The 20,903-nt window shown below is 63.0% G+C and carries 16 protein-coding genes; 6 read left to right on the top strand and 10 right to left on the bottom strand.

Translation table 11 applies throughout. The annotated features are described in order from the left end of the window. The first annotated feature begins 63 nt into the window (after positions 1–63). Entirely contained in the window at positions 64–828 is a 765-nt protein-coding gene (locus ACP7DW_RS01530; RefSeq protein WP_426053688.1) for an SDR family oxidoreductase, read from the top strand. Between the two features lie 79 nt (positions 829–907). Here ACP7DW_RS01530 and ACP7DW_RS01535 read toward each other — a convergent pair whose 3' ends face one another. Continuing rightward, a complete protein-coding gene (locus ACP7DW_RS01535; protein WP_426053687.1) occupies positions 908–2,224 on the bottom strand; it encodes an enoyl ACP reductase FabMG family protein in 1,317 nt (438 codons plus the stop codon). Between the two features lie 100 nt (positions 2,225–2,324). Between ACP7DW_RS01535 and ACP7DW_RS01540 the strand changes: the two genes are divergently transcribed. Then, complete coding sequence (locus ACP7DW_RS01540; protein WP_165829550.1) at positions 2,325–2,477, top strand: hypothetical protein; 153 nt, start codon at positions 2,325–2,327, stop codon at positions 2,475–2,477. Positions 2,478–2,484: 7 nt separating this feature from the next. On the opposite strand, the gene ACP7DW_RS01545 is transcribed toward ACP7DW_RS01540, so the two are convergent. Beyond that, positions 2,485–4,848: a DNA polymerase II gene (locus ACP7DW_RS01545; RefSeq protein ID WP_426053686.1), complete on the bottom strand. Its 2,364-nt coding sequence runs from the start codon at positions 4,846–4,848 to the stop codon at positions 2,485–2,487. A gap of 133 nt (positions 4,849–4,981) precedes the next feature. Here ACP7DW_RS01545 and ACP7DW_RS01550 point away from each other — a divergent pair, with 133 nt between their 5' ends. Then, positions 4,982–6,661, top strand: coding sequence for an AMP-binding protein (locus ACP7DW_RS01550; protein WP_426053685.1), 1,680 nt, complete (start codon positions 4,982–4,984; stop codon positions 6,659–6,661). A 74-nt stretch (positions 6,662–6,735) separates the two neighbouring features. Here ACP7DW_RS01550 and ACP7DW_RS01555 read toward each other — a convergent pair whose 3' ends face one another. From ACP7DW_RS01555 to hutC, 8 genes are all read right to left on the bottom strand, one after another. Continuing rightward, the gene (locus ACP7DW_RS01555) at positions 6,736–7,716 is read right to left on the bottom strand and encodes a choice-of-anchor A family protein (RefSeq protein WP_426053684.1); all 981 of its coding nucleotides are present in this window, start codon (positions 7,714–7,716) and stop codon (positions 6,736–6,738) included. A gap of 195 nt (positions 7,717–7,911) precedes the next feature. Then, positions 7,912–9,636 carry an ArnT family glycosyltransferase gene (locus ACP7DW_RS01560; protein WP_426053683.1) on the bottom strand — a complete coding sequence of 575 codons (1,725 nt, stop codon included), beginning with the start codon at positions 9,634–9,636 and terminating at the stop codon, positions 7,912–7,914. A gap of 152 nt (positions 9,637–9,788) precedes the next feature. Beyond that, entirely contained in the window at positions 9,789–10,058 is a 270-nt protein-coding gene (locus ACP7DW_RS01565; RefSeq protein ID WP_010401544.1) for a type B 50S ribosomal protein L31, read from the bottom strand. Positions 10,059–10,261: 203 nt separating this feature from the next. Then, positions 10,262–11,524, bottom strand: coding sequence for a transcription termination factor Rho (gene rho / locus ACP7DW_RS01570; RefSeq protein ID WP_034746249.1), 1,263 nt, complete (start codon positions 11,522–11,524; stop codon positions 10,262–10,264). 156 nt (positions 11,525–11,680) lie between these two features. Next, positions 11,681–12,007: a thioredoxin TrxA gene (trxA, locus tag ACP7DW_RS01575; RefSeq protein WP_071075390.1), complete on the bottom strand. Its 327-nt coding sequence runs from the start codon at positions 12,005–12,007 to the stop codon at positions 11,681–11,683. Positions 12,008–12,309: 302 nt separating this feature from the next. Then, positions 12,310–12,768, bottom strand: coding sequence for a response regulator (locus ACP7DW_RS01580; RefSeq protein ID WP_282407855.1), 459 nt, complete (start codon positions 12,766–12,768; stop codon positions 12,310–12,312). A 73-nt stretch (positions 12,769–12,841) separates the two neighbouring features. Next, entirely contained in the window at positions 12,842–16,165 is a 3,324-nt protein-coding gene (locus tag ACP7DW_RS01585) for a PAS domain S-box protein (protein WP_426053682.1), read from the bottom strand. 330 nt (positions 16,166–16,495) lie between these two features. Next, positions 16,496–17,215, bottom strand: a complete 720-nt coding sequence (hutC, locus tag ACP7DW_RS01590; RefSeq protein WP_219132631.1) for a histidine utilization repressor — start codon at positions 17,213–17,215, stop codon at positions 16,496–16,498. Between the two features lie 181 nt (positions 17,216–17,396). Here hutC and ada point away from each other — a divergent pair, with 181 nt between their 5' ends. The 3 genes from ada (at position 17,397) to ACP7DW_RS01605 (ending at position 20,889) form a co-directional block, all read left to right on the top strand. Further along, positions 17,397–18,452: a bifunctional DNA-binding transcriptional regulator/O6-methylguanine-DNA methyltransferase Ada gene (ada, locus tag ACP7DW_RS01595; protein ID WP_426053681.1), complete on the top strand. Its 1,056-nt coding sequence runs from the start codon at positions 17,397–17,399 to the stop codon at positions 18,450–18,452. Further along, positions 18,449–19,138, top strand: a complete 690-nt coding sequence (locus ACP7DW_RS01600; RefSeq protein ID WP_426053680.1) for a 2OG-Fe(II) oxygenase — start codon at positions 18,449–18,451, stop codon at positions 19,136–19,138. Before ada ends, ACP7DW_RS01600 begins: the two co-directional genes overlap by 4 nt. Positions 19,139–19,212: 74 nt before the next feature. Continuing rightward, on the top strand, positions 19,213–20,889 hold the full coding sequence (locus ACP7DW_RS01605; protein WP_426053679.1) for a mechanosensitive ion channel family protein: 1,677 nt from the start codon (positions 19,213–19,215) through the stop codon (positions 20,887–20,889). Positions 20,890–20,903 lie beyond the last annotated feature (14 nt).

Below are 20,903 nucleotides of genomic sequence, written 5' to 3' on the forward strand. Positions count from 1 at the left end.
AGCGGAGTGCCGCGTCTGGCCAGCCGTCCTATCGTATCCCTTCACTACCTGGAGGGATACCCCATGCAACAACTGAAAAACAAGGTCGCCATCATCACGGGCGCCAGCTCGGGCATCGGCCATGCGGCGGCGCGGCTGTTCGCCCGCCATGGCGCGCAACTGGTGCTGGTGGCGCGGCGGCGGAAGGAACTCAATGCGCTGGTGGCGCAGCTGGCGCACGGCGGCGCGCAAGCCGTGGCCTGCGCCGGCGATGTGGGCGACGCGGCCTGCGCGCAAGGGGCCGTGGCGCTGGCACTGCAACGCTTTGGCGGCCTCGATATCGCTTTTAATAATGCGGGCACTCTGGGGCCCATGGGGCCCACGCCGGAGCTTGCCCTGGAAGATTGGCAAGCAGTGCTCAATACCAATCTCACCAGTGCCTTCCTGGCGGCCAAGTACCAGCTGCCCGCCATGGCGGCGCGTGGCGGCGGCTCGCTGATTTTTACTTCGACGTTTGTCGGCTATACGCTGGGCATGGCCGGCATGGCCGCGTATGCGGCCAGCAAGGCGGGCGTGATCGGTTTGACGAAGGCCCTGGCGGCCGAGTATGGCGCGGCGGGCATCCGCGTGAATGCCCTGCTGCCGGGCGGCACCGACACGCCCTTGGGACGGGCCGTGGCAAATACGCCCGAGGCGCAGGCCTTCGTGGCGGGCTTGCATGCCTTGAAGCGCCTGGCTACGCCGGACGAGATCGCCCGCTCGGCGCTGTACCTGGCGTCCGATGCGTCCAGCTTCACCACCGGCACGGCGCTGCTGGCCGATGGCGGCGTGTCGATCGTGCGCGCGTAAGTCGGCACCGGAAACGCCGACGGCCCGGGGATGAGCCGGGCCGTCGGTGTGGTGCAGCTTGCCTTGCGCTACATCAGGCTCAGTTGTGAACCGAGTTCAGCTGGCGCGCGATGATGTCGTGGTTGAGCCAGATGACGGGTGCTGGCGGTTCCGACATGGTGTGGAACATCAGCGGGCCCGTGCCTTCCAGGACCAGCGAGCTCAGGTGGTCGGTGATCAGTTCCTTGCGGTCCTTGTGCAGCTTGGTGATGTCGTCCGAGGTACCGATCATGACGTCGGCCAGTTCTGGCGTGTTGTCCATCGGCCAGGCGGCGAAGTTGCGGAACTGCACGCTGGTGGCGTCGCCGTTGTAGGTGGCGATACGGTCGAGCAAGTCTTGCAGCGAGACGCCGTCTTCCAGCAAGCCCTGGCAGATTTTCCATTGCTCTTCGGCCCAGGCGCCGCCGCCTTCTTTTTTCAGCGCGACGAGCAGGGGGAACAGCGACAGTTCCACGCCGACAAAAATGTCGGACGAATTCGTGCGGATTTCCGGGCAGTTGAAGACGGTGGCCTTGATGCCTTTTTCCCACGCCGCCTTGGCCACGTTTTCCAGGCGCATCTTGGCCAGGCCCTGCGTGTAGTTGCTATACGTTTGCCACTGGTATTTGTCGTCGATCAAGATCTCGGTGCCGTGGTAGCCGTAGGCGCTGTAGCGCACCTGGCCGCCCGTTTGCTCGATGCGCGCGCGGATGGCGGCGCTGCCGTCGATCAGGTGCTGCAGGGTGTTGGCCGTGACTTCGTCGAAGTTCATCAGGATCAATTTGCCCAGGTCGCTGTCGAGCAGGGCGCGCGAGGACATGAAGCGCTCGCCGCGGCCTTTGTAGATGCGGTTGGCAATGGCCAGGAAGACTTTGACTTTCGGAATGCCGCCCGCCATGGTGTGGGCGAAATACACATTGCTGCCGTCAGGAATCAGGCTATCGAGTTCCGCCATGGCTTTCGCCACGGAAGCGCTGAAGCGGGCGATGCCGGCTTCGCGGCAGCGTTCGATCTGCGCCCAGTCCAGCTTGTCTTCTTGCCAGCTTTTCAGGGTCATGTCGGCCAGCAGGGCCGTCGGCGTCGGTTCGCCGGCTGGCGCGTCGAGGTCGAAACCGGCCATCAGCGGCACATTGATGATGCGCCCGCCCAGGTTGGCTTCGGCTTCGGCCAGTTCTTCCGCGTTCAGCGGGCGCAGCGCCATGTTTTCATCGCGGCGGCCGACCGTCATGCCGACGATATTCATGCCCGCCTTGCGCGCTTCGTCCAGCAAGCCATTCACATAGCCGCGGCCGAACAGCTCGCCGAACAGCACAAAGGTGTCGCCCTTGCGGAAGATATTTTTTTGCGGGATGTCTCTTAAGGACGTGATCTCGGTCATGGTGTCAATTCATTCAAAAATTAGCAGGGCAGATGGCTGGTGCGACTGCCCGCTGGTTCAACATAGTGTTAAATGATGCGCCATTTCAGCTGGGAAAATCATGTTGCGAACGATTCTCGTCTGGAATGGCATCTTCTTCATGCAGCTCTTATTCTTTCGCCATGGCGTATTTTACGCTGCCCCGGCGCACAGCGCCTGCGGACTGGCCTGGCAGGCGCCGATATTACCTCAGCTTGGCCATGCCGGTCAGTAAAATTGACCTAAAACAAATCCTGCTGCCCCGACACGAGGCGCGAAAAATCGTCGCCCAGGAAGGGCAGGATCGCGTCGGCCACCGGCTGCAGCTGGCGCGTCAGGTAGTGATGGTAGTCGATGGGCGAGCGCTGCGTTTCCAGCGGTTCCGGCCCCGCCACCGTGATGACATAACTGATCCAGCCGCCGTTCTGGTATTGCAGCGGCCGTCCCTGCGCCAGGTTGTAGGCGTCGGCCGTGCGCGCCGCGCGCACATGGGGCGGCACATTGCGCTGGTAATCGCCGAGGGGGCGGCGCAATCGCTTGCGGTAGACCAATAAAGCGTCGCATTCGCCGCGCACGGTGCGCGCCACGTAGTCGCGCACATAATCCTGGTAGGCGGCGCGCTGGAAGATGCGCCGGTATAACTCTTGCTGAAATTGCTGCGCCAGCGGCGTCCAGTCGCTGCGTACCGTTTCCAGGCCCTTGTAGACCATCTGTTCACTGCCGTCCGGCTTGCCGACCAGGCCCGCATAGCGCTTCTTGCTGCCTTCTTCCGAGCCGCGGATGGTGGGCATCAGGAAACGCCGGTAATGCGTCTCGAATTCCAGCTCCAGCGCATTGTCCAGGCCGAATTCCTCGCGCAGGTGGCGCTCCCACCAGGCGTTGACGTGCGTCACCAGGGCGCGGCCGATCTTGCCCGCCTCTGCGTCGCTATGCGCCGTTTTCAGCCACACAAACGTGGAATCCGTGTCGCCATAGATCACTTGATACCCCTGTGCAGTGATCAGCTCGCGCGTGCGGTGCATGATGTCGTGGCCGCGCAGGGTGATCGACGAGGCCAGGCGCGGATCGAAAAAACGGCAGCCACTCGATCCCAGCACGCCATAAAACGCATTCATGATGATTTTTAACGCTTGCGACAGGGGCGCATTGCGCTCGCGCTTGGCCGTCTCGCGCCCCTGCCACACTTGTTCCACGATGGCGGGCAGGCAGTGTTTCACGCGTGAAAACTGCGCGCCCCGGTAGCCGGGCACGGTATCGGCTTCGTCGCCGCTGGTGCCCACCACCAGTCCCACCGGGTCGATCAGGAAGGTGCGGATGATGGACGGGTACAGGCTTTTGTAGTCGAGCACCAGCACGGAATCGTACAGGCCCGACTGGGAATCCATGACGAAACCGCCCGGGCTGTTGTCGCCCGAGATATCGCCCAGGTTGGGCGCCACATAACCCTGGCGGTGCATCAGCGGCAAGTACAAATGTTCGAAGGCGGCCACGGAGCCGCCGCTGCGGTCGGCCGCCAGGCCCGTCACGCTGGCCCGTTCCAGCAAAAACGTCAGCAATTCGGTTTTCGCGAAGATGCGCGTGACCAGTTCGCAATCCTTGAGGTTGTAGCGCGCCAGTGCCGGTTTATCCTCACGGAAACGCCGGTCGATCTCGGCCATGCGCTGGTAGGGATTGTCGATGGACTTGCCTTCGCCCAACAGCGTCTGCGCCACGTTTTCCAGGCTGAACGAGGAAAAATTCCACGTCGCCGATTTCAAGGCTTCGATGCCGTCGATGATCAGCCGTCCCGCCGCGGCGGCAAAATAGTGTTCCTGCTTGCCGCCATGTTCGCGCCATTCCATCACGGCGCCGCCCCGTCCCAGCTTCAACGGTGTGTTGTAGCGCTCCGCATGTTCCCTGAGCACGCGCAAATCGAACTGCACCAGGTTCCAGCCGATGATGGCGTCCGGATCGTGTTCCGCCATCCACGCGTTCAGGCGTTCGAGGATTTGTGCGCGCGTGTCACAGTATTCAAGGTCGAAATCGCGTTCCTCGTCGACGCCGTTTGGCGGCCCCAGCATGTAGACCTGGCGCTGGCCGCAGCCTTCCAGGGCCAGCGAATACAGCTCGCCATGGGCCGTCGTCTCGATATCGAGCGATGCCAGTTTCAAGCTGGGCCGGTAGCCTGGCGCCGGTTTCAGCTGTACTTCCTGTCCTGTTTCCCCGCTGAACGTTACCGGCGCCGTAATGAAACGCTCCATCAGGTAGCGCTCGGGCGGGCGGATGTCGGCTTCGTACACGTCGACGCCGTGGGCCCGCAACTGCTTTTCCAGCTTCAGCAAGTGCCGGTATTGCTTGCAATATAAGCCCAGCACGGGGCGCTGGTGAAAATCGCACAGCGACAGGGGCCGCAGCTCGGCGTGGCGCTCGCCGCGCAGCAACAGCTCCGCCTGCTCGCGCTGCTCCATGGGAAGGAAGGCGACGGCCGTCTGCACGGCCAGGCGCACGTGGCGTGGCCCGGCGTCTGTTGCCAGCCAGAAATCGACTTCCGTGCCGGCGGGCGTGTCGCGCCAGTGGCGGGTCAAAATAAAGCCCTGTTCGGGCGGTTGCTGCGCGTTGCCTGTCATGGAGCAGTAAGTGTCTGGTGTGCTGGCCTGCACATTACAGCAAGCCGATGCCGGGCGGGGGCGGTTGCGGCTATAATTTTCAGCATCGAAGATGATAACAAGAGCGCGTCGCGCCACCCACCCCGGAGACAGCATGCAAGCAATGAGTTATGTACATGGCGCCCACGAGACGCCGTTGATCGGCGAAACGATAGGCGCTTACCTGGACGGCGTCGCCGAGCGCTACGGCCAGCACGATGCCCTGATCGTGGCGCACCAGAACGTGCGCTGGACCTATGCCGAATTCCAGCAGCGCGTGCACCGGCTGGCCGCCGGCTTGCTGAAGCTGGGCTTGCAGCCGGGCGACCGCATCGGTATCTGGTCGCAAAACTGTGCCGAATGGGTGCTGACCCAGTTTGCCACGGCGAAAGCCGGTTTGATCATGGTCAACATCAACCCCGCCTACCGGCGTTCGGAACTCGAATACGTGCTCGACAAGGTGCAATGCAGCGCGCTGATCCTGTCGCCCAGCTTCAAGTCCAGCGATTACCTGGCCATCGTGCAGGACGTGGTGCCGGAGATCGCCCGTTCGCGCGCGGGCGCCCTGCAGTCGCCGCGCCTGCCGCAATTGCGCCACGTCATCCGCCTGGGCGCGGCCGCCACGCCAGGCATGCATAACTTCGACGCGGTGATGGAGGGCATCACGGAGGCCGACCTGGCGCACCTGACCGAAGTGAGCGCCACCTTGCAGTTTGACGACGCCGTCAACATTCAGTTCACCTCCGGCACCACGGGCGCGCCCAAGGGCGCCACCTTGACGCACCACAATATCCTGAACAACGGTTTTTTCATCGGTGTAGCCATGCGCCTGACGCAGCGGGACCGCTTGTGCATTCCCGTGCCCCTGTACCACTGTTTCGGCATGGTGCTGGGCAACCTGGCTTGCGTCACGCATGGCGCGGCCATGGTGTTCCCGGGCGAAGGTTTCGATCCGAAGGCGGTGCTGGAAACAGTGCAAGCCGAACGCTGCACGGGGCTGCATGGCGTGCCGACCATGTTCATCGCCATCCTCGACCATCCTGATTTCAAACAATACGATCTGTCGACTTTGCGCACCGGCATCATGGCCGGCTCGCCGTGCCCGATGGAAGTCATGACGCGGGTCATCGAACTGATGCACATGGCCGAAATTACCATCGCGTATGGCATGACGGAAACGTCGCCCGTCAGCTTCCAGACGGCGATCGAAGACCCGCGCGAAATGCGCGTGTCGTCCATCGGCCGTGTCCATCCGCACCTGGAAGTGAAAATCGTCGATGCGGAAGGCCGGATCGTGCCGCGCGGCGAAAAGGGCGAATTGCTCACGCGCGGTTATTCCGTGATGCAGGGCTACTGGGGCGACCCGGAAAAAACAAATGAGGCCATCGACGCGGCGCGCTGGATGCACACGGGCGACCTGGCCGTCATCGACGCCAACGGCTTTTGCAGCATCGTCGGCCGCTCGAAGGACATGGTCATCCGTGGCGGCGAAAACATCTATCCGCGCGAGGTGGAGGAATTCCTGTACCGCCACCCAAGCGTGCTCGACGTGCAATGTGTGGGCGTGCCCGATGCCAAGTATGGCGAGGAGTTGTGCGCCTGCATCATCCTGCGGCCGGGCACGCAGGCCACCAGCGAGGATATCCGCGCGTTTTGCGAGGGGCAGATCGCCTATTACAAGATTCCCCGCTATGTGCGCTTCGTCGAGGAATTTCCCATGACGGTGACGGGCAAGATCCAGAAATATTTGTTGCGCCAGCAAGTTGCCACGGATCTGGGGCTGAGCGCGGAGTAATCGTTTCGCCAGCACATAAAAAAACACCGGGACGCTCGCGCGGCCCGGTGTTTTTTATTGCTTTAGCGTAAAGCTTATGCCAGTTGTGCTTGCGGTGCGCGCGCTGGCGTGCGGCGGCGCATGAAGGCCAGCAAGCCCAGGCCGGCCAGCAGCATGGCCCAGGTGCCGGGTTCCGGCACGGCCGAGACGTTGACCGTGTTAAAGCCGGAGCCGTTCATCGAGACGTGGCCATAATTGATCGAGCTGACCGAATTGGCGACCAGCGTGCCGTTCATGCTGCCCGAACCGGAAAACGCGGCGTTCGGCGCCAGGATGCTGCCGTTGATGCCGACGTTCTGCAGGCTGGTGGTGGTGGCGTTGGCGAAGTTGAACAGCGTGCGGTTGGCGAAGCTGGCGAAATTGTCGAAGCCGCCGCTCATGGTGATGCTGGTGGCGGTGCCGTTGATGATGATGCTGGCCGTGCTTTTCAGCGAGGACAGGTTCAACGTCAGGTTATGCAGGTTCGACGCATCGATATTGAAAATATTCACGTCGGCGTTGGCATTGCCTACCAGGGTCATGTTGCCGTTTTGCGAGATCACGGTGCCGGTCGATTGCAGTTTGGCCACATCGCCCGACAGGGTCGTCAGTTGCTGCTGGGCAGCTGCAAAGTCCAGGGTGGAGGCATTGCCCTTGCTGAAGGTGCCCGTTGGGTACCACGATGGCGCTGTCACGCTGCCGTTGGCATTGCTCACGCCATAGACGCCCGTGCCGTTGATGCTGCCGCCGCCGATGTTCAGGTTGCTACCGGCGACCAGCGTGTTGGCGGCGCTGCCCGGCTTCTTGTTCGTGCCGACGCTGTAGCCGTCCAGGTAGATACTGCCGCCAGCGGCCAGGCTGCCGCCGACGCTGGTAAAGCCGCTGGCGTTGCTGCTGCCGATGTTGCCGAAGATGAAGGCCGAGTAGCCGTTGGCGACGCCGAGGTCAATCACGGTCGCCTGGGCCGAGGCGCTGAAGGAGAAAGCGAACAGGGCGGCGCTGATGAGCGGCAAGGTGCGTGAGGCAAAAAATGTCATAAATATTCTCTAGTAATAGGGACGGAAGGGCGGGAAAGCAAGTACACCGCCATCGCGCTGGACGACATTATAATATAAAAAGCAATTGTCGTTCATTTTAGCTAATTGACTATAGTTAAAGGCAACATTTTATCTATGCTCGAGGCTGGCCTGGCGGGCAAGAAAAAACCGGGACATGCCCGGTTTTTTCGTGGGTTACCTGACGCGCTGGTACAGGCGGAAGCGCTCCACATTGTCGGTGGGACGGCGGCCCTCCCATAGCTTGATCCAGTCCGCGCCGTGATGCTCGGGCAGCTGTTCCTTGCTGTCAGGAACCTTGATGCTGTCTTGCAACAAGAACACATCGCATTGCTGCTGCTCTACGCTGGCAAACGGCAGGTGGCCGTAGTAGGCGAACGAGGCGCGCTGGGCGGCGCCGACGTTGCTGTTGATGCACTTGCTGCCTGGAGGCAGGTGGACGGAAATCTGGTGCGCCACGCTGGCGTAGCTCTTGCTGTAGTTCAGCGGCGGCAGGAACAAGGTCATGATCAGGACCCAGATCAGGATCAGGCCGCCGGACGACAGCACCACGGCGCGCCACAGCACGGCAGGCTGGCGCGAGATGCGCCAGTGCACCAGGGCGATCCAGCCGGCTGTGACGCCGGCGGCCACGAAGAAGGCCACCAGTTCCAGCTCGGGCTTGAATCCTGGCACGAGTTTCAGTGCATTGTGGGCCTGTTGCGGCGGCCAGCCCGTCAGGATGGCGAACCAGAACAGCCACAGTACGAGGGCGCAGATGGTCAGCACCATCACGGAGAACCAGTCGATGGCGTTGATGGCGCCCCGTTTCATGGTCAGCAGGCCAAACGCGGCCATCACGGCCAGCGGCGGCAGCAGGGGCAACAGCTGGCTCGGTTCGGGATCAGGGTGGCACAGGCCCAGGATGGCCAGCATGGCGACAAAGGTCAGCGGCACGACGATGTGCAGCACGTGGTGCTGGCGGCGCCAGGCATACACGGCCCAGGCGGCGAACGGCCAGGCGGGCCAGAAGAACCAGATGCCGACACGCAAGAAATATTGCAGGCTTTTCAGGCTCGGGGCGCTGAACTGGCGGCCATTCCACTCCATCCATGCCTGCAGCGGCGAATGGCCGTATGGTTGCAGCAGTTCGCCCGGCAACAGCCAGACCAGGGTCAGTGCGATGGCCACGAGCACGGCCAGCGCCAGGTGGCGCACGCTGCGCAGCAGCGGCAGGCGCAGGAAGACGGTGCACAGCAGCAGGGCGATGCTCAGCGCCGCCGGCGTGATCCAGCCGCGCGTGAGGGTCAGGCCGCCCAGCGCCAGGCCCAGCAGGGCGGCATTGCGCATGGACGCACCTTCCACATAGCGCACGGCGCGGTACAGCATATAGGCCATCAGCGACACATGCAGCGCTTCGGCCGTGATGTCGTGGCTGTGCTGCAGCAAGCCCAGGCAGCCCAGGTAGATCAGTACGGCGGCATCGGCCAGGGTGCGGCCGAAATCGTCCGGCTCGGGCTGGCCGCCGAAGGCCAGGCGCAGGGGCTGGGCGTCATTGCGGCGGCCCAGGTTGAAGGCGGTGTACCAGACGGACAGGGTGCTGACGACGAAGATGCCGATGGTCGACATGCGTGCGCCGAAGACGTCGCCGTCGATCCAGCCGAACAGCTTGATGAAAATGGCGCCCAGCCAGAAGGCCAGCGGGCCTTCCTCGGGCCAGGACAAGCCGGCCACGTTGGGCCACAGCCAGTCGTTCAGGCCGCCATGTGCCATGGTCCACATGATGCCGAAACTGGCGGCATCATCGTTCTTCCACGGTTCGCGGCCGATCAGGCCAGGCAGGATGTACAGCAGGCCAAGCGCAAACAAGGCCCATCGTGGCAGCGCGAGTGTGGCAGCGGCGGGAAGGCGGACTGGCTTCATCGATAATCGGTATCAGAATAGTGGCAAGACGCGACGAATGGCGTCGGGTATGCGCGAGTATAAAGTAAAGCGGCCAAAGACAAAAAAGGCAGCCGTGGCTGCCTTTTCTCTGGCAGCCGAAGCTGCCCTTTTTTGCCGCCAAGCGGCAAAAATCAGCCTGCTGCGACTGCGGTTTTCGAACCAACGGTACCGAACTTCTGACGGAACTTCTCGACGCGACCAGCGGTATCGACGATTTTGTGCTTGCCCGTGAAGAATGGGTGCGATTCAGCCGAAACCTCGATCTTCACCAGTGGGTATTCTTTACCGTCGTGGGTGATTTTTTCGCGGGTTTGGATGGTCGAGCGGGTAACGAATTTGAAATCGCACGACAGGTCGTGGAAAACAACTTCGCGGTATTCTGGATGGGTATCGACTTTCATGGGATTCTCTCTAAGTAGGTAGCCAAACAGCACTTCGTCGGTCGTCTTGCTTCTTGACCCGATTGCCGATCACTTGCCAGGGTTTAAAATAATGCAACCGTCGATTATATAGCGCTTTCGGGCCGGCGGCAATAAAAAAGCCGCTCGATGAGCGGCTTGCGCGGGAGGGCTGGGGTCAGACCCGGCGGGTCTGACCCCGGAAATCAGCCGCCGCGGCGCATCATGTCGAAGAATTCGGCGTTGTTTTTGGTCGCCTTCATCTTGTCGAGAATGAACTCCATCGCCTCGATCTCGTCCATCGAGTACAGCAACTTGCGCAGGATCCAGATCTTTTGCAGCTCGTTCGGCTTGATCAGCAGTTCTTCGCGGCGGGTACCCGATTTGTTCAGGTTAATTGCCGGATAGACGCGTTTTTCAGCCAGGCGGCGTTCCAGATGCACTTCCATGTTGCCGGTACCCTTGAATTCTTCAAAGATCACGTCATCCATGCGCGAACCCGTTTCGATCAGCGCCGTGGCGATGATGGTCAGCGAGCCGCCTTCTTCGATATTGCGCGCGGCGCCGAAGAAGCGTTTTGGACGTTGCAGCGCGTTGGCGTCGACACCACCGGTCAGGACCTTGCCCGAGGCAGGGATGACGGTGTTGTAGGCACGGGCCAGACGGGTGATCGAGTCGAGCAGGATGACCACGTCTTTTTTCATTTCGACCAGGCGCTTGGCTTTTTCCAGCACCATCTCGGCTACTTGCACGTGGCGCGTGGCCGGCTCGTCGAAGGTCGAGGCGACGACTTCACCGCGCACGGAGCGTTGCATTTCGGTCACTTCTTCCGGACGTTCGTCGATCAGCAGCACGATCAGCGTGATATCCGGGTGATTGGCGGTGATCGCATGCGCGATGTGCTGCAGGATCACGGATTTACCGGATTTCGGCGATGCCACCAGCAAGCCGCGCTGGCCTTTGCCGATCGGGGCGATCAGGTCGATGATGCGGCCGGTGATGTTTTCCTGGCCATTCATTTCACGTTCCAGGCGCAGCGGCTCGTTCGGGTGCAGCGGCGTCAGGTTTTCAAACAGGATGCGGTGTTTCGACATCTCCGGCGATTCGCCGTTGACCTTGTCGACTTTGACCAATGCGAAATAGCGTTCGCCATCTTTCGGGGTCCGTACCTCGCCCTCGATCGAATCGCCGGTGTGCAGATTGAAGCGGCGGATTTGCGAAGGGGAGATGTAAATGTCGTCGGTGGACGCCATGTAGCTGGCGTCAGGCGAGCGCAGGAAGCCGAAGCCGTCTGGCAGCACTTCCAGGGCGCCGTCGCCAAAAATCTGTTCGCCGGACTTGGCGCGTTTTTTCAGGATAGCGAACATCAGCTCCTGTTTGCGCAAGCGGGCTGCGTTGTCAATGTCAAGACCGATCGCCATCTCAAGCAGGGCGGATACGTGTAGGGCCTTTAGTTCGGATAAATGCATATGTGTTGAGTGTCCCGAGACGGGATGTAAAGGTAGGGGAGGGGACTGCGTGGCGTTGATTAATTATTGGGGCAGGCTGTGCACGAATGATGGCAAAGCCGCTTCCCGGTGGTTCCAGTCAGGCGGCGCTGCGGGCGCAGCGCTGCCTATCATACATTAAATGTTGCTGTCGACGAAAGCGGTCAACTGGCCCTTGGCCATGGCGCCCACTTTTTGGGCAGCTGCGACACCATCCTTGAACAGGATCAGGGTCGGGATGCCGCGGATGCCGAACTTGGCAGGCACTGCCTGGTTGGCGTCCACGTCCATCTTGGCGATCACGATGCGGCCGGCGTATTCCTTGGCCACTTCTTCCAGGATCGGGGCGATGGCCTTGCAGGGACCGCACCACTCCGCCCAGAAGTCCACCAGGACGGGCAAGTCGGATTTCAGGACGTCTGCTTCAAAAGATGCATCGCTAATGTGTTTGATATTTTCGCTCATATTTTCCTCAAATGAGGGTGGGATCAATAATGCCTGGGATTCACCATACGCTGGTTCGCCATCCATGCTTCCTGGAATGCAGCTAGCAGATGGGGGCAATGGGCACAAATTCAATATTCTTGGAAGGTGCGACCAGAGGTATGCAGGCGGGGATGGCTGAAATAATAACCCATTTTTTCAAAGCGTGGCGATTATTGCAGAAAAACTTGAGGCATATCGCCACCGCGCGTGCCGGCAGGGCGGCAAAGCCGCATGCCTGCTGGCCCGCAGCGCCGTGCCCGCCCTCCGGCCCTCCTCCGCGCTCAGGCCTGTACGCTGGCCTGGCGGGCCGTGTGCTGCAATTGCAAGTTCACCATCAGCTGCAATTCCGCGCTTTCCATCGGCTTGCGGAAGGTGCCTAATATATGCAGGCCATTGGCCACGGCCAGGCGTTCGGCCGCCAGGCGCACGGCCGAATGCAGGCCCGACAGCAACACTACGCCGCCGCGGAAGCCATTCTCCGCCGCCATGCGCAGAAATTCGATGCCGTCGATGTCGGGCATGGACAGGTCGCAGATCAGCAGGTCGGGCTGGTGCTGCTTCAGGGCCGACAGCGCCTGTTCGCTGTGCGATTCGCAGCGGATGTCGAACGGGCCCATTTGTTCGAGCATGTCGCTGAGCACGTCGAGCATGAAGACATCATCGTCCAGCAGCAGCACGCGCAACGGCGCCAGGCCTGCTTCGTTGTGTTCCCGGCTTGCTTGGTTTGATACAGTATTCATCGTCCTGTCTTTCTATTGATATGCTGCATCGTTGTCGATGCCGATACCTTGCCGTAAGGTGATTTGGCGGTAGCTAATCGTCATTGGCAAAGCTGGTGTTATTCATGATTTGTTCGGTAATCAGCTCCAGCAGGGGCCACAGGCGCGCCACGATGCGTTGTGCCCGCTCAGCCTCGTCGGCCGGTTCGCCCGGCGCCAGGGTTTCCAGGTTCTGGCACAGTTCGGCCAGCCCCAGGGCCCCCACGGTGCGCGCCGACGACTTGATGCGGTGCCCCAGTTCGCGTACCTGGTGCACGTCGCCGCGCGCCAGGGCCGCATCGATGTCGCCAAAGCCATCCTGCGTCGTCTGCAGGAACTTGAAGGCAAATTTGCGCACCTTCTCCGGGTTGTAACCCAGCAACTTGGCCAGGATGGACAGGTCGATCACTTGCGGGTCGCCGGCCAGGGTGGTCTTGAAGGCGGGCGCGGCGCGGCTGCGCGCGGGCGGCGGCGGTGTCTCGCGCGCCGGCAGCCAGCTGGCGATGGTCTGGTACATCATGGCCGGCTGGATCGGTTTGGAAATGAAATCGTCCATGCCCGCCTCCAGGCAGCGCACGCGGTCTTCACTGGTGGCCGTGGCCGTCATGGCCAGCACGCGCAGATGCGCCAGCTGCGGGTCGGCGCGGATGTGGCGCGTCGCTTGCAAGCCATCCATCAACGGCATCTGCACGTCCATCAGCACGCAGTCGAACTGCGTCTGGCGCAGCAGGTCGAGCGCCTCTTCGCCATTGTTGGCCAGGCAGACGGAGGCGCCCGCTTCCTCCAGCAATTCCAGCGCCACTTGCTGGTTGAAGGTGTTGTCTTCCACCAGCAGGATGCGCGCATGCTTGAGCGTGCGCAAGACCAGGGCGGCGTCGGCGCTGGCGCGCATGGCCGCTGCCGTCTGCGCCATGCTGTCGAGCATGGCCGGCGCCGCCTGGTCGGAAATGCCCAGGTTGGCCGTGAACCAGAAGGTGCTGCCGGCGCCGGGGCGGCTGTCGACGCCCACGTCGCCACCCATCAGCTGGGCCAGCTGCTTGCAGATGGCCAGGCCCAGGCCCGTGCCGCCATATTCGCGCGTGGTGGAGGTGTCGGCTTGCTGGAAGGACTGGAACAACTTGCTCATTTCGTCCTGCGACAGGCCGATGCCGTGGTCGCACACTTCGAAGCGCACCAGGCAGTGCCTGGCGTCCGCCACCACCTTGCGCACTTTCACGGTAATGCTGCCCTGTTCGCTGAACTTGATGGCGTTATTGGCGTAGTTGATCAGTACTTGCCCCAGGCGCAGCGGGTCGCCCACCAGCACGGCCGGCAATTGCGGGTCGATCTCGAACAGCAGTTCCAGGTTCTTGCCGGCGGCGCGCGGCGCCACCACCGTCATCAGGGTTTGCACCACGTGGTCGAAACTGAAGTTGACGCGCTCGATTTCCAGCTTGCCCGCCTCGATTTTCGAGATGTCGAGGATATCGTCGATGATGCCCAGCAAATGCTCGCCGGCGAAGCGGATTTTTTCCAGGTAATCGCGCTGGCGCGGTTCCAGGTCTGTTTTGAGGGCCAGATACGCCATGCCGATCACGCCATTCATCGGCGTGCGGATTTCATGGCTCATGTTGGCCAGGAATTGGCCCTTCGCCAGGCTGGCCTCTTCGGCCACCTGCTTGGCCTGGTCGAGCTGCTCCGTGCGCTGCGCCACGCGCTCTTCCAGATGTTCATTGAGTTCGCGCAAGGCGCTCTCGCTGCGCTTGTGATACGTGATGTCCGTCAGGCTGGCCACCACCATGCCCACCTTGCCGTATTCATCGCGGATGGCCTCGGTATTCACGGACAGCCACGACAGGCTGCCGTCGGGCTGCTGCACGCCCATCAGCACGTCGCGCATGGCGACACCCGTCGACAGCGTGATGTGCACGGGATGGCTGCGCTGGTCGAAGGCGGAACCGTCTTCGTGGATGGCTTGCCACAGGCTATTGCCGGCCGGACTGGCCGCCAGCATGCGCTCGGCGGCGGCGTTGCTTTCCAGGATGTGGCCGTGGCTGTCCTGCACCACCAGGCCATTCGTCACGGCGCCAAACACGGAGGCCATGCGCTGGCTGGAATTGGACAGCGCGATCGACGCCTGGCGCCGTTCCGTGATGTCGGTAATCATCGCCAGCGTGCCGCCCGGCTCGCCATTGTCCGATTGGATACTGGTACTCGACAGCAAGCCCCACAGGCTGGACAAGTCCTTGCGGAAGAAGCGGAAGTCGACCTGGTCCGGCTGGCTGGCGAAGCTGCCGTGGCTGGCCAGGCGGCGCTGCATCAGCAACTGGCTGTCGCGGTCCATGAAGTCGAGCAGGGGACGGCCCAGCATTTCCTGCACCGTATAGCCCAGCATGTGCGCCATCTTCGGATTGACGAAGGTGGTTTTGCCGTCCGCATCCGTCATCCAGATGCCTTCGGCCGCCGTTTGCACGATCAGGCGGTAGCGTTCCGAACTGGCGTGCAGGGCTTCTTCGGCGCGCTGGCGCTGCGTCATGTCGCGCAGCGAGACGATGGAAAACACTTGCCCGGCCATGCGCAGCGGCGACAGGCTGACCTTGGCGGGGAAATGCGTGCCGTCGCGGCGGCGCGCCATCATCACCCGGCCCGGCAGGCTGTGCCGCGCTTGCGGGTCGCTCACGGAGTGGTTGGCCGTGCTTTCCGGTACCAGTTGTTCCAGTGACATGCCCGTCAATTCGGCCAGCGGATAGCCGAAACAGCGCGCGCCGATCTGGTTGGCGTAATGCACCTTGCCCTCGACGTCTGCCACCAGCATGGCTTCGGGCGCCGCTTCCAGCATCGAGCGCATGCGCGATTGCTCGTCCTGCTTGCGCTCGCTGATATCGCAGACGATGCCGCTGGCCTGCGTAGCGGCGCCATCCGAGGCGCGTGCCAGCACGGCGCCGCGCGCCAGCAGCCAGCGCCAGTGGCCGTCGCTGTGGCGCAAACGGAATTCGCAATTGAAGGTGCCGTGCGCCTGGCCATCCAGATGTTGTCGAAATGTAAGACTCAGGCGCGCGCGGTCGTCGCGGTGCACTTCGGCCAGCCAGTCGGCCAGTGTATGGTCGAGCCTGGCGTTCTTGTCGCCCAGCACGTCCTGGTACTGGGGCGCGAACTGCAAGCGGTCGGACTGGCGCCGCCAGGTCCAGCCAGTCAGGGCCGCGCCGCGCAAGGCTTGCCCCGCATCCTGTTCGCTCAGGGCATGTGCGGGCAGGAGCCGGTGGCGCAGTCGTTGCCGCAGCCGCCAGGCTTGCCAGCAAGCCAGTCCCGCCAGGGCGGTGGCGCTGGCGGCGGCGTACGGCCACAGCAGTGTCGGCGCCATGCCGTGTACCGCTGCCTGCACCGGCAGCGAGAATGCCATGCCTGCCGCCAGTATCATGCGAGCGAGCCGACGCAGCGCAGGGCGCCGTCGGCGCGGTGCGCTGAAACTCGTGTGGCTGCAATACGACAAATGCATCCCTTTCTGGGGCATGATTGAACTGGGCTGACAGGGCATGATGCGCGCTCAAATAAACGCCTGCGGCGCTTTCTGGCGGCAACTATAGCATCGAATATTTACTCGCAGTAGTTAAGTTCAGAAACGGCCAAAACGGGATTTTTTTCACCCCGAAATGGCTGTTTTTTTTGCGATTTGGTGAGAATTCGTGAGAAAGCTGGCGCGAAATCGTGCTACTCAATCGCGGCGATAGCCTTAAGTGAAACTTCCTGCGAACTGATAGCGGTGTCCGGGATGCCACATGGTGGCGATCGAGGCGATCTTGCCGCCCGAGCGCGTCTGGCGGCGCAGCACCAGGCATGGCTGTTTGGTGTCGATGGCCAGCATTTCGGCGATGTCGCGCGGCGCCGACAGTGCCTCGATGCTGTAGGTGGCGCCTTGCAGGGGCGCGGCGGCCATCAGGTATTCGTTCGGCGTGATGCTGGAAAAGTCCTGCGTCATGTAGTCGGGCGCGCACTCGGGATTGACCCAGCGGTCTTCCACCTGGATCGGCACGCCGTTTTCAAAATGCACGATCAGCGAATGAAACAGCGGGTGTTCCGGCGGCAGGCCGAATTGCTTGGCCAGCAAATCCGAGGCCTTGGTGCGTTCCAGCAATTGCAAGCTGCTGCGGTGGATATGCCCGCGCGCGCGCACTTCATCGGCGATACTTTTGATTTCCAACAAGGTTGCCTGGTATTTTTGCTGCGCCACATAGGTGCCGGAACCCTGGCGCCGCGTCAGTATTTGTTCGCTGGTCAGTTCGCGCACGGCGCGGTTGACCGTCATGCGCGAGACGCCGAATTGTTTGACCAGGGCTTGTTCGGAGGGAATCACGTCGCCTTCCTTCCAGCGTCCGGCGGCGATGCCGGCCAGCAGAAAATCCTTGATGCGCTGGAAAATGGGCGTATTTTCCTGGGTAGTATGATCGTCCAATGCGGTTTCTCCGGGGCGCGGGCAGGGCGCGCCGCCGGCTGGAGGCGCGATGGCCGATTTTAGCACCGAGCACGCTGCCTGCCGCCAGCCTTTTTTTGAATTCAAAAGCAAGCGCCGGAGTGTGGCGCGCGCGGGTACTGGCTATGCTGCGGACTGACCATTGACTTGCACGGAGTTCGCCATGGAACACGCTTACCTGACTGACGATGAACGCTGGGATGCCCTGCAGCGGCGCGCGCCCGACGCCGACGGCGTCTTTTACTATTCGGTGCGCACGACGGGCGTGTATTGCCGTCCTTCCTGCGCCGCGCGTCCCGCCTTGCGCCGCAACGTGGCGTTCCACGCCAGCTGCGAGCAGGCGGAGGCGGCCGGCTTTCGCCCCTGCCTGCGCTGCAAACCGAACTTGCCGCCGCTGGCCCAGCGCCAGGCTGCCATCGTGGCCGACATCTGCCGTTTGATCGACGCCAGCGACGAGCTGCCTGACCTGGACAGCCTTGCCATGGCGGCCGGCATGAGCCGCTTTCACTTTCACCGCGTCTTCAAGGCGCACACGGGCATCACGCCGAAAGCGTACGCGGCGGCGCGGCGCGGCGAGCGCCTGAAGGCCGGTTTGCAGGGTGCAGCGAACGTCACGGAAACGTTGTACGCGGCCGGCTTCAATTCCAGCGGCCGCCTGTATGCGGCCACGCCGGGCTTGCTGGGCATGACGCCGGGCGCGTTTCGCGCCGGCGGCAGCGGCGCCGTGATCCGCTTCGCCATCGGCGCCTGTTCGCTGGGCGCCATCCTCGTGGCCAGCACGGACAAGGGCATTTGCGCGATCTTGATCGATGACGACCCGGAAGTGCTGCTGCGCGACTTGCAGGACCGTTTTCCGCAAGCCGAGCTGCGCGGCGCGGAAGCGGACTATGAACAGACGGTGGCGCAGGTGGTCGGCCTGGTCGAGGCGCCGGGCCTGGGACTGGACTTGCCGCTCGACGTGCGCGGCACGGTGTTCCAGCAGCGCGTGTGGCAAGCCTTGCGCGACATTCCCGCCGGCAGCACCGTCAGCTATGCCGAGCTGGCGCGGCGCATCGGCTCCCCGCAAGGCGCGCGTGCCGTGGCGGGCGCCTGCGCCGCGAATGCCCTGGCCGTCGCCATCCCCTGCCACCGCGTGGTGCGCAACGATGGCGCGCTGTCCGGCTACCGCTGGGGCGTGGAGCGCAAGCAGGCGCTGCTGGAACGCGAGGGCGAACGGTGAGGGCGCTGGACTGGCGCCAGATCGAGGATGCGCTGAATCAATACGGTTATGCCGTCGTGCCAGGCTTGCTCGATGCGGATGCCTGCGCCACGCTGGCGGTGCAGTACGACGAGGCGTCGCGCTTTCGCAGCAAGGTCGTGATGCAGCGCCACGGCTTTGGCCAGGGCGAGTACCAGTATTTCGCCTATCCCTTGCCGGATCTCGTGGCCACCTTGCGCGACCAGTTGTACGGGCCGCTGGCGGCCATCGCCAACCGCTGGCATGCCAGCATGGGCCTGGAGACGCGCTTTCCGCCCAGTCACGCCGATTTCCTGGCGCGCTGCCACGCGGCCGGGCAAACGCGGCCCACGCCCTTGCTCTTGCGCTACCGCGCAGGCGATTACAACTGTCTGCACCAGGACTTGTATGGCGAGCACGTGTTTCCGCTGCAACTGGCCGTGCTGCTGTCGCGCCCGCAAGACGATTTCACGGGCGGCGAGTTCGTGCTGACGGAGCAGCGCCCGCGCCTGCAGTCGCGCGCCGAGGTCGTGCCGCTGGCGCAGGGCGACGCCGTGCTCTTTCCCGTGGCGCAGCGGCCCGTGCATGGCACGCGCGGCAGTTACCGCGTCAACATGCGCCACGGCGTGTCGCGCCTGCGCTCGGGCTTGCGCCACACCCTGGGCATCATTTTCCATGATGCGAGCTGAACTGTAGCTGCGGCGCTTGAGTTTCCGAGATTACATGGCATGATGGCTATTCTTGCCACTCTTTCCTTTCTGCCATGTCCGCGCTGCTCCGCCTGTTGTGCCTGTTGACCATGTTTCTGTTGCCCGCAGCCCATGCGGACGATGGCGTGCCCGCGTTCGTTGCGGGGGCCGCGACCGCCATCGCGCCGTCACAGGCCGCCGCCGTCAGGACTGCGCCGCTGATGTTTGCCAACCGCAAGGTCTTCGTCTTCCGCGCCGCGCTGGCCGGCTATCCGCCCGATGAACGCGCCATCGGCGCGCAGCGCCGCCTGGAAGGCGTGCTGGCGAAAAACGGTCCCTTGCAGGCGAGCACGCGCATGATTCCCGAAGGCACGCAAGTGCTGCTCGATGGCGTGCAGCTATTCGTCGTCGTGCCCGGCGACGTCAACCAGCTGGCCGGCGACACGACGGAAAGCGTGGCGAAAACGGCAGCCGAGGAATTGCGCAAGGCCGTGCTGGATTACCGTGAGCAGAGCAGCTGGCGCTACCTGGCCATCGCCGCCGCCGTGTGCGCGGCCGCCACCCTCGTGTTCTGGCTCGTGTGGATGGGCTTGACGCGCCTGTACCGCTGGGCCAAGCGCCGCAGCGGCATCCTGCTGGCCTCGCGCCTGCGCGACGTACGCCTGAAAAACGTGCGCGTGCTCGATGCCGAGCACTACATCGCCTTCGCGTATCAACTGCTCAGCGCCGTGCTGTGGGGCTTGCGCCTGATGGCCACCTATCTGTGGGCCGCCTTCGTGCTGGGCCGTTTGCCGTACACGCGCTCGTGGGGAGAAAGCCTGAGCGGCTATCTGTTCGACGTGGCTGCCGACGTCTTGCACGCCATCATCGGCGCCTTGCCGGGGCTGGTGCTGGTGTGCGTCATCTTCGCCATCGCGCGCCTGATCGCCGCCACCGCCGCCTCGCTGTTCAAGCGCGTGGAAAGCGGCGAATTGCAGATCGGCTGGCTCGACAAGGACACGGCCCTGCCCACGCGCCGCATCGCCAGCGTGGTGATCTGGCTGTTCGCGCTGGCCATGGCGTATCCGTATCTGCCCGGCTCGCACACGGCCGCCTTCCAGGGCTTGTCCGTGCTGGTGGGCCTGATGGTGTCGATCGGCGCGTCGAGCATCGTCGGCCAGGGCGCCAGCGGCCTGATCCTGATGTACACGCGCGCCCTGCGCAAGGGCGAATATGTGCGCGTGGGCGACAGCGAAGGCACGGTGGTCGAGTTGGGCATGTTCGAGACGCGCCTGCGCACGGGCCTGGGCGAGGAAGTGGCCTTGCCGAACGCGTGGGTCATGTCGCAAACGACGAAAAACTATTCGCGCGCCCAGCCCGGTGGCGGCTTCGTACTCGACTCCACCGTCACCATCGGCTACGCCACGCCATGGCGGCAGGTGCACGCCATGCTGGAACTGGCCGCGTCGCGCACGCCGGAACTGTCGAGCACGCCGAAACCGTACGTGATGCAACTGGCGCTGCAGGATTATTATGTGCAATACCGCCTGGTCGCCTACGCTAGCGCCGAAGTCCCCCGCCAGCGCGCCGAAGTGCTGAACCGCTTGCACCAGAACATCATCGACGTCTTCAACGAATTCGACGTGCAGATCACCTCGCCGCATTACATCGATGACCCGAAAGAGTCGCACGTGGTGCCGCCCGGTGAATGGTTCAGGGCGCCGGCGAAGCGGGGGGAGGAATCGAGTGAAGTGGTACCACCCAAGCCTTGAGTGTTTTGGCCAAT

Source organism: Janthinobacterium sp. PSRC1-1, from assembly GCF_049897525.1.
GTDB lineage: Bacteria > Pseudomonadota > Gammaproteobacteria > Burkholderiales > Burkholderiaceae_D > Janthinobacterium > Janthinobacterium tructae.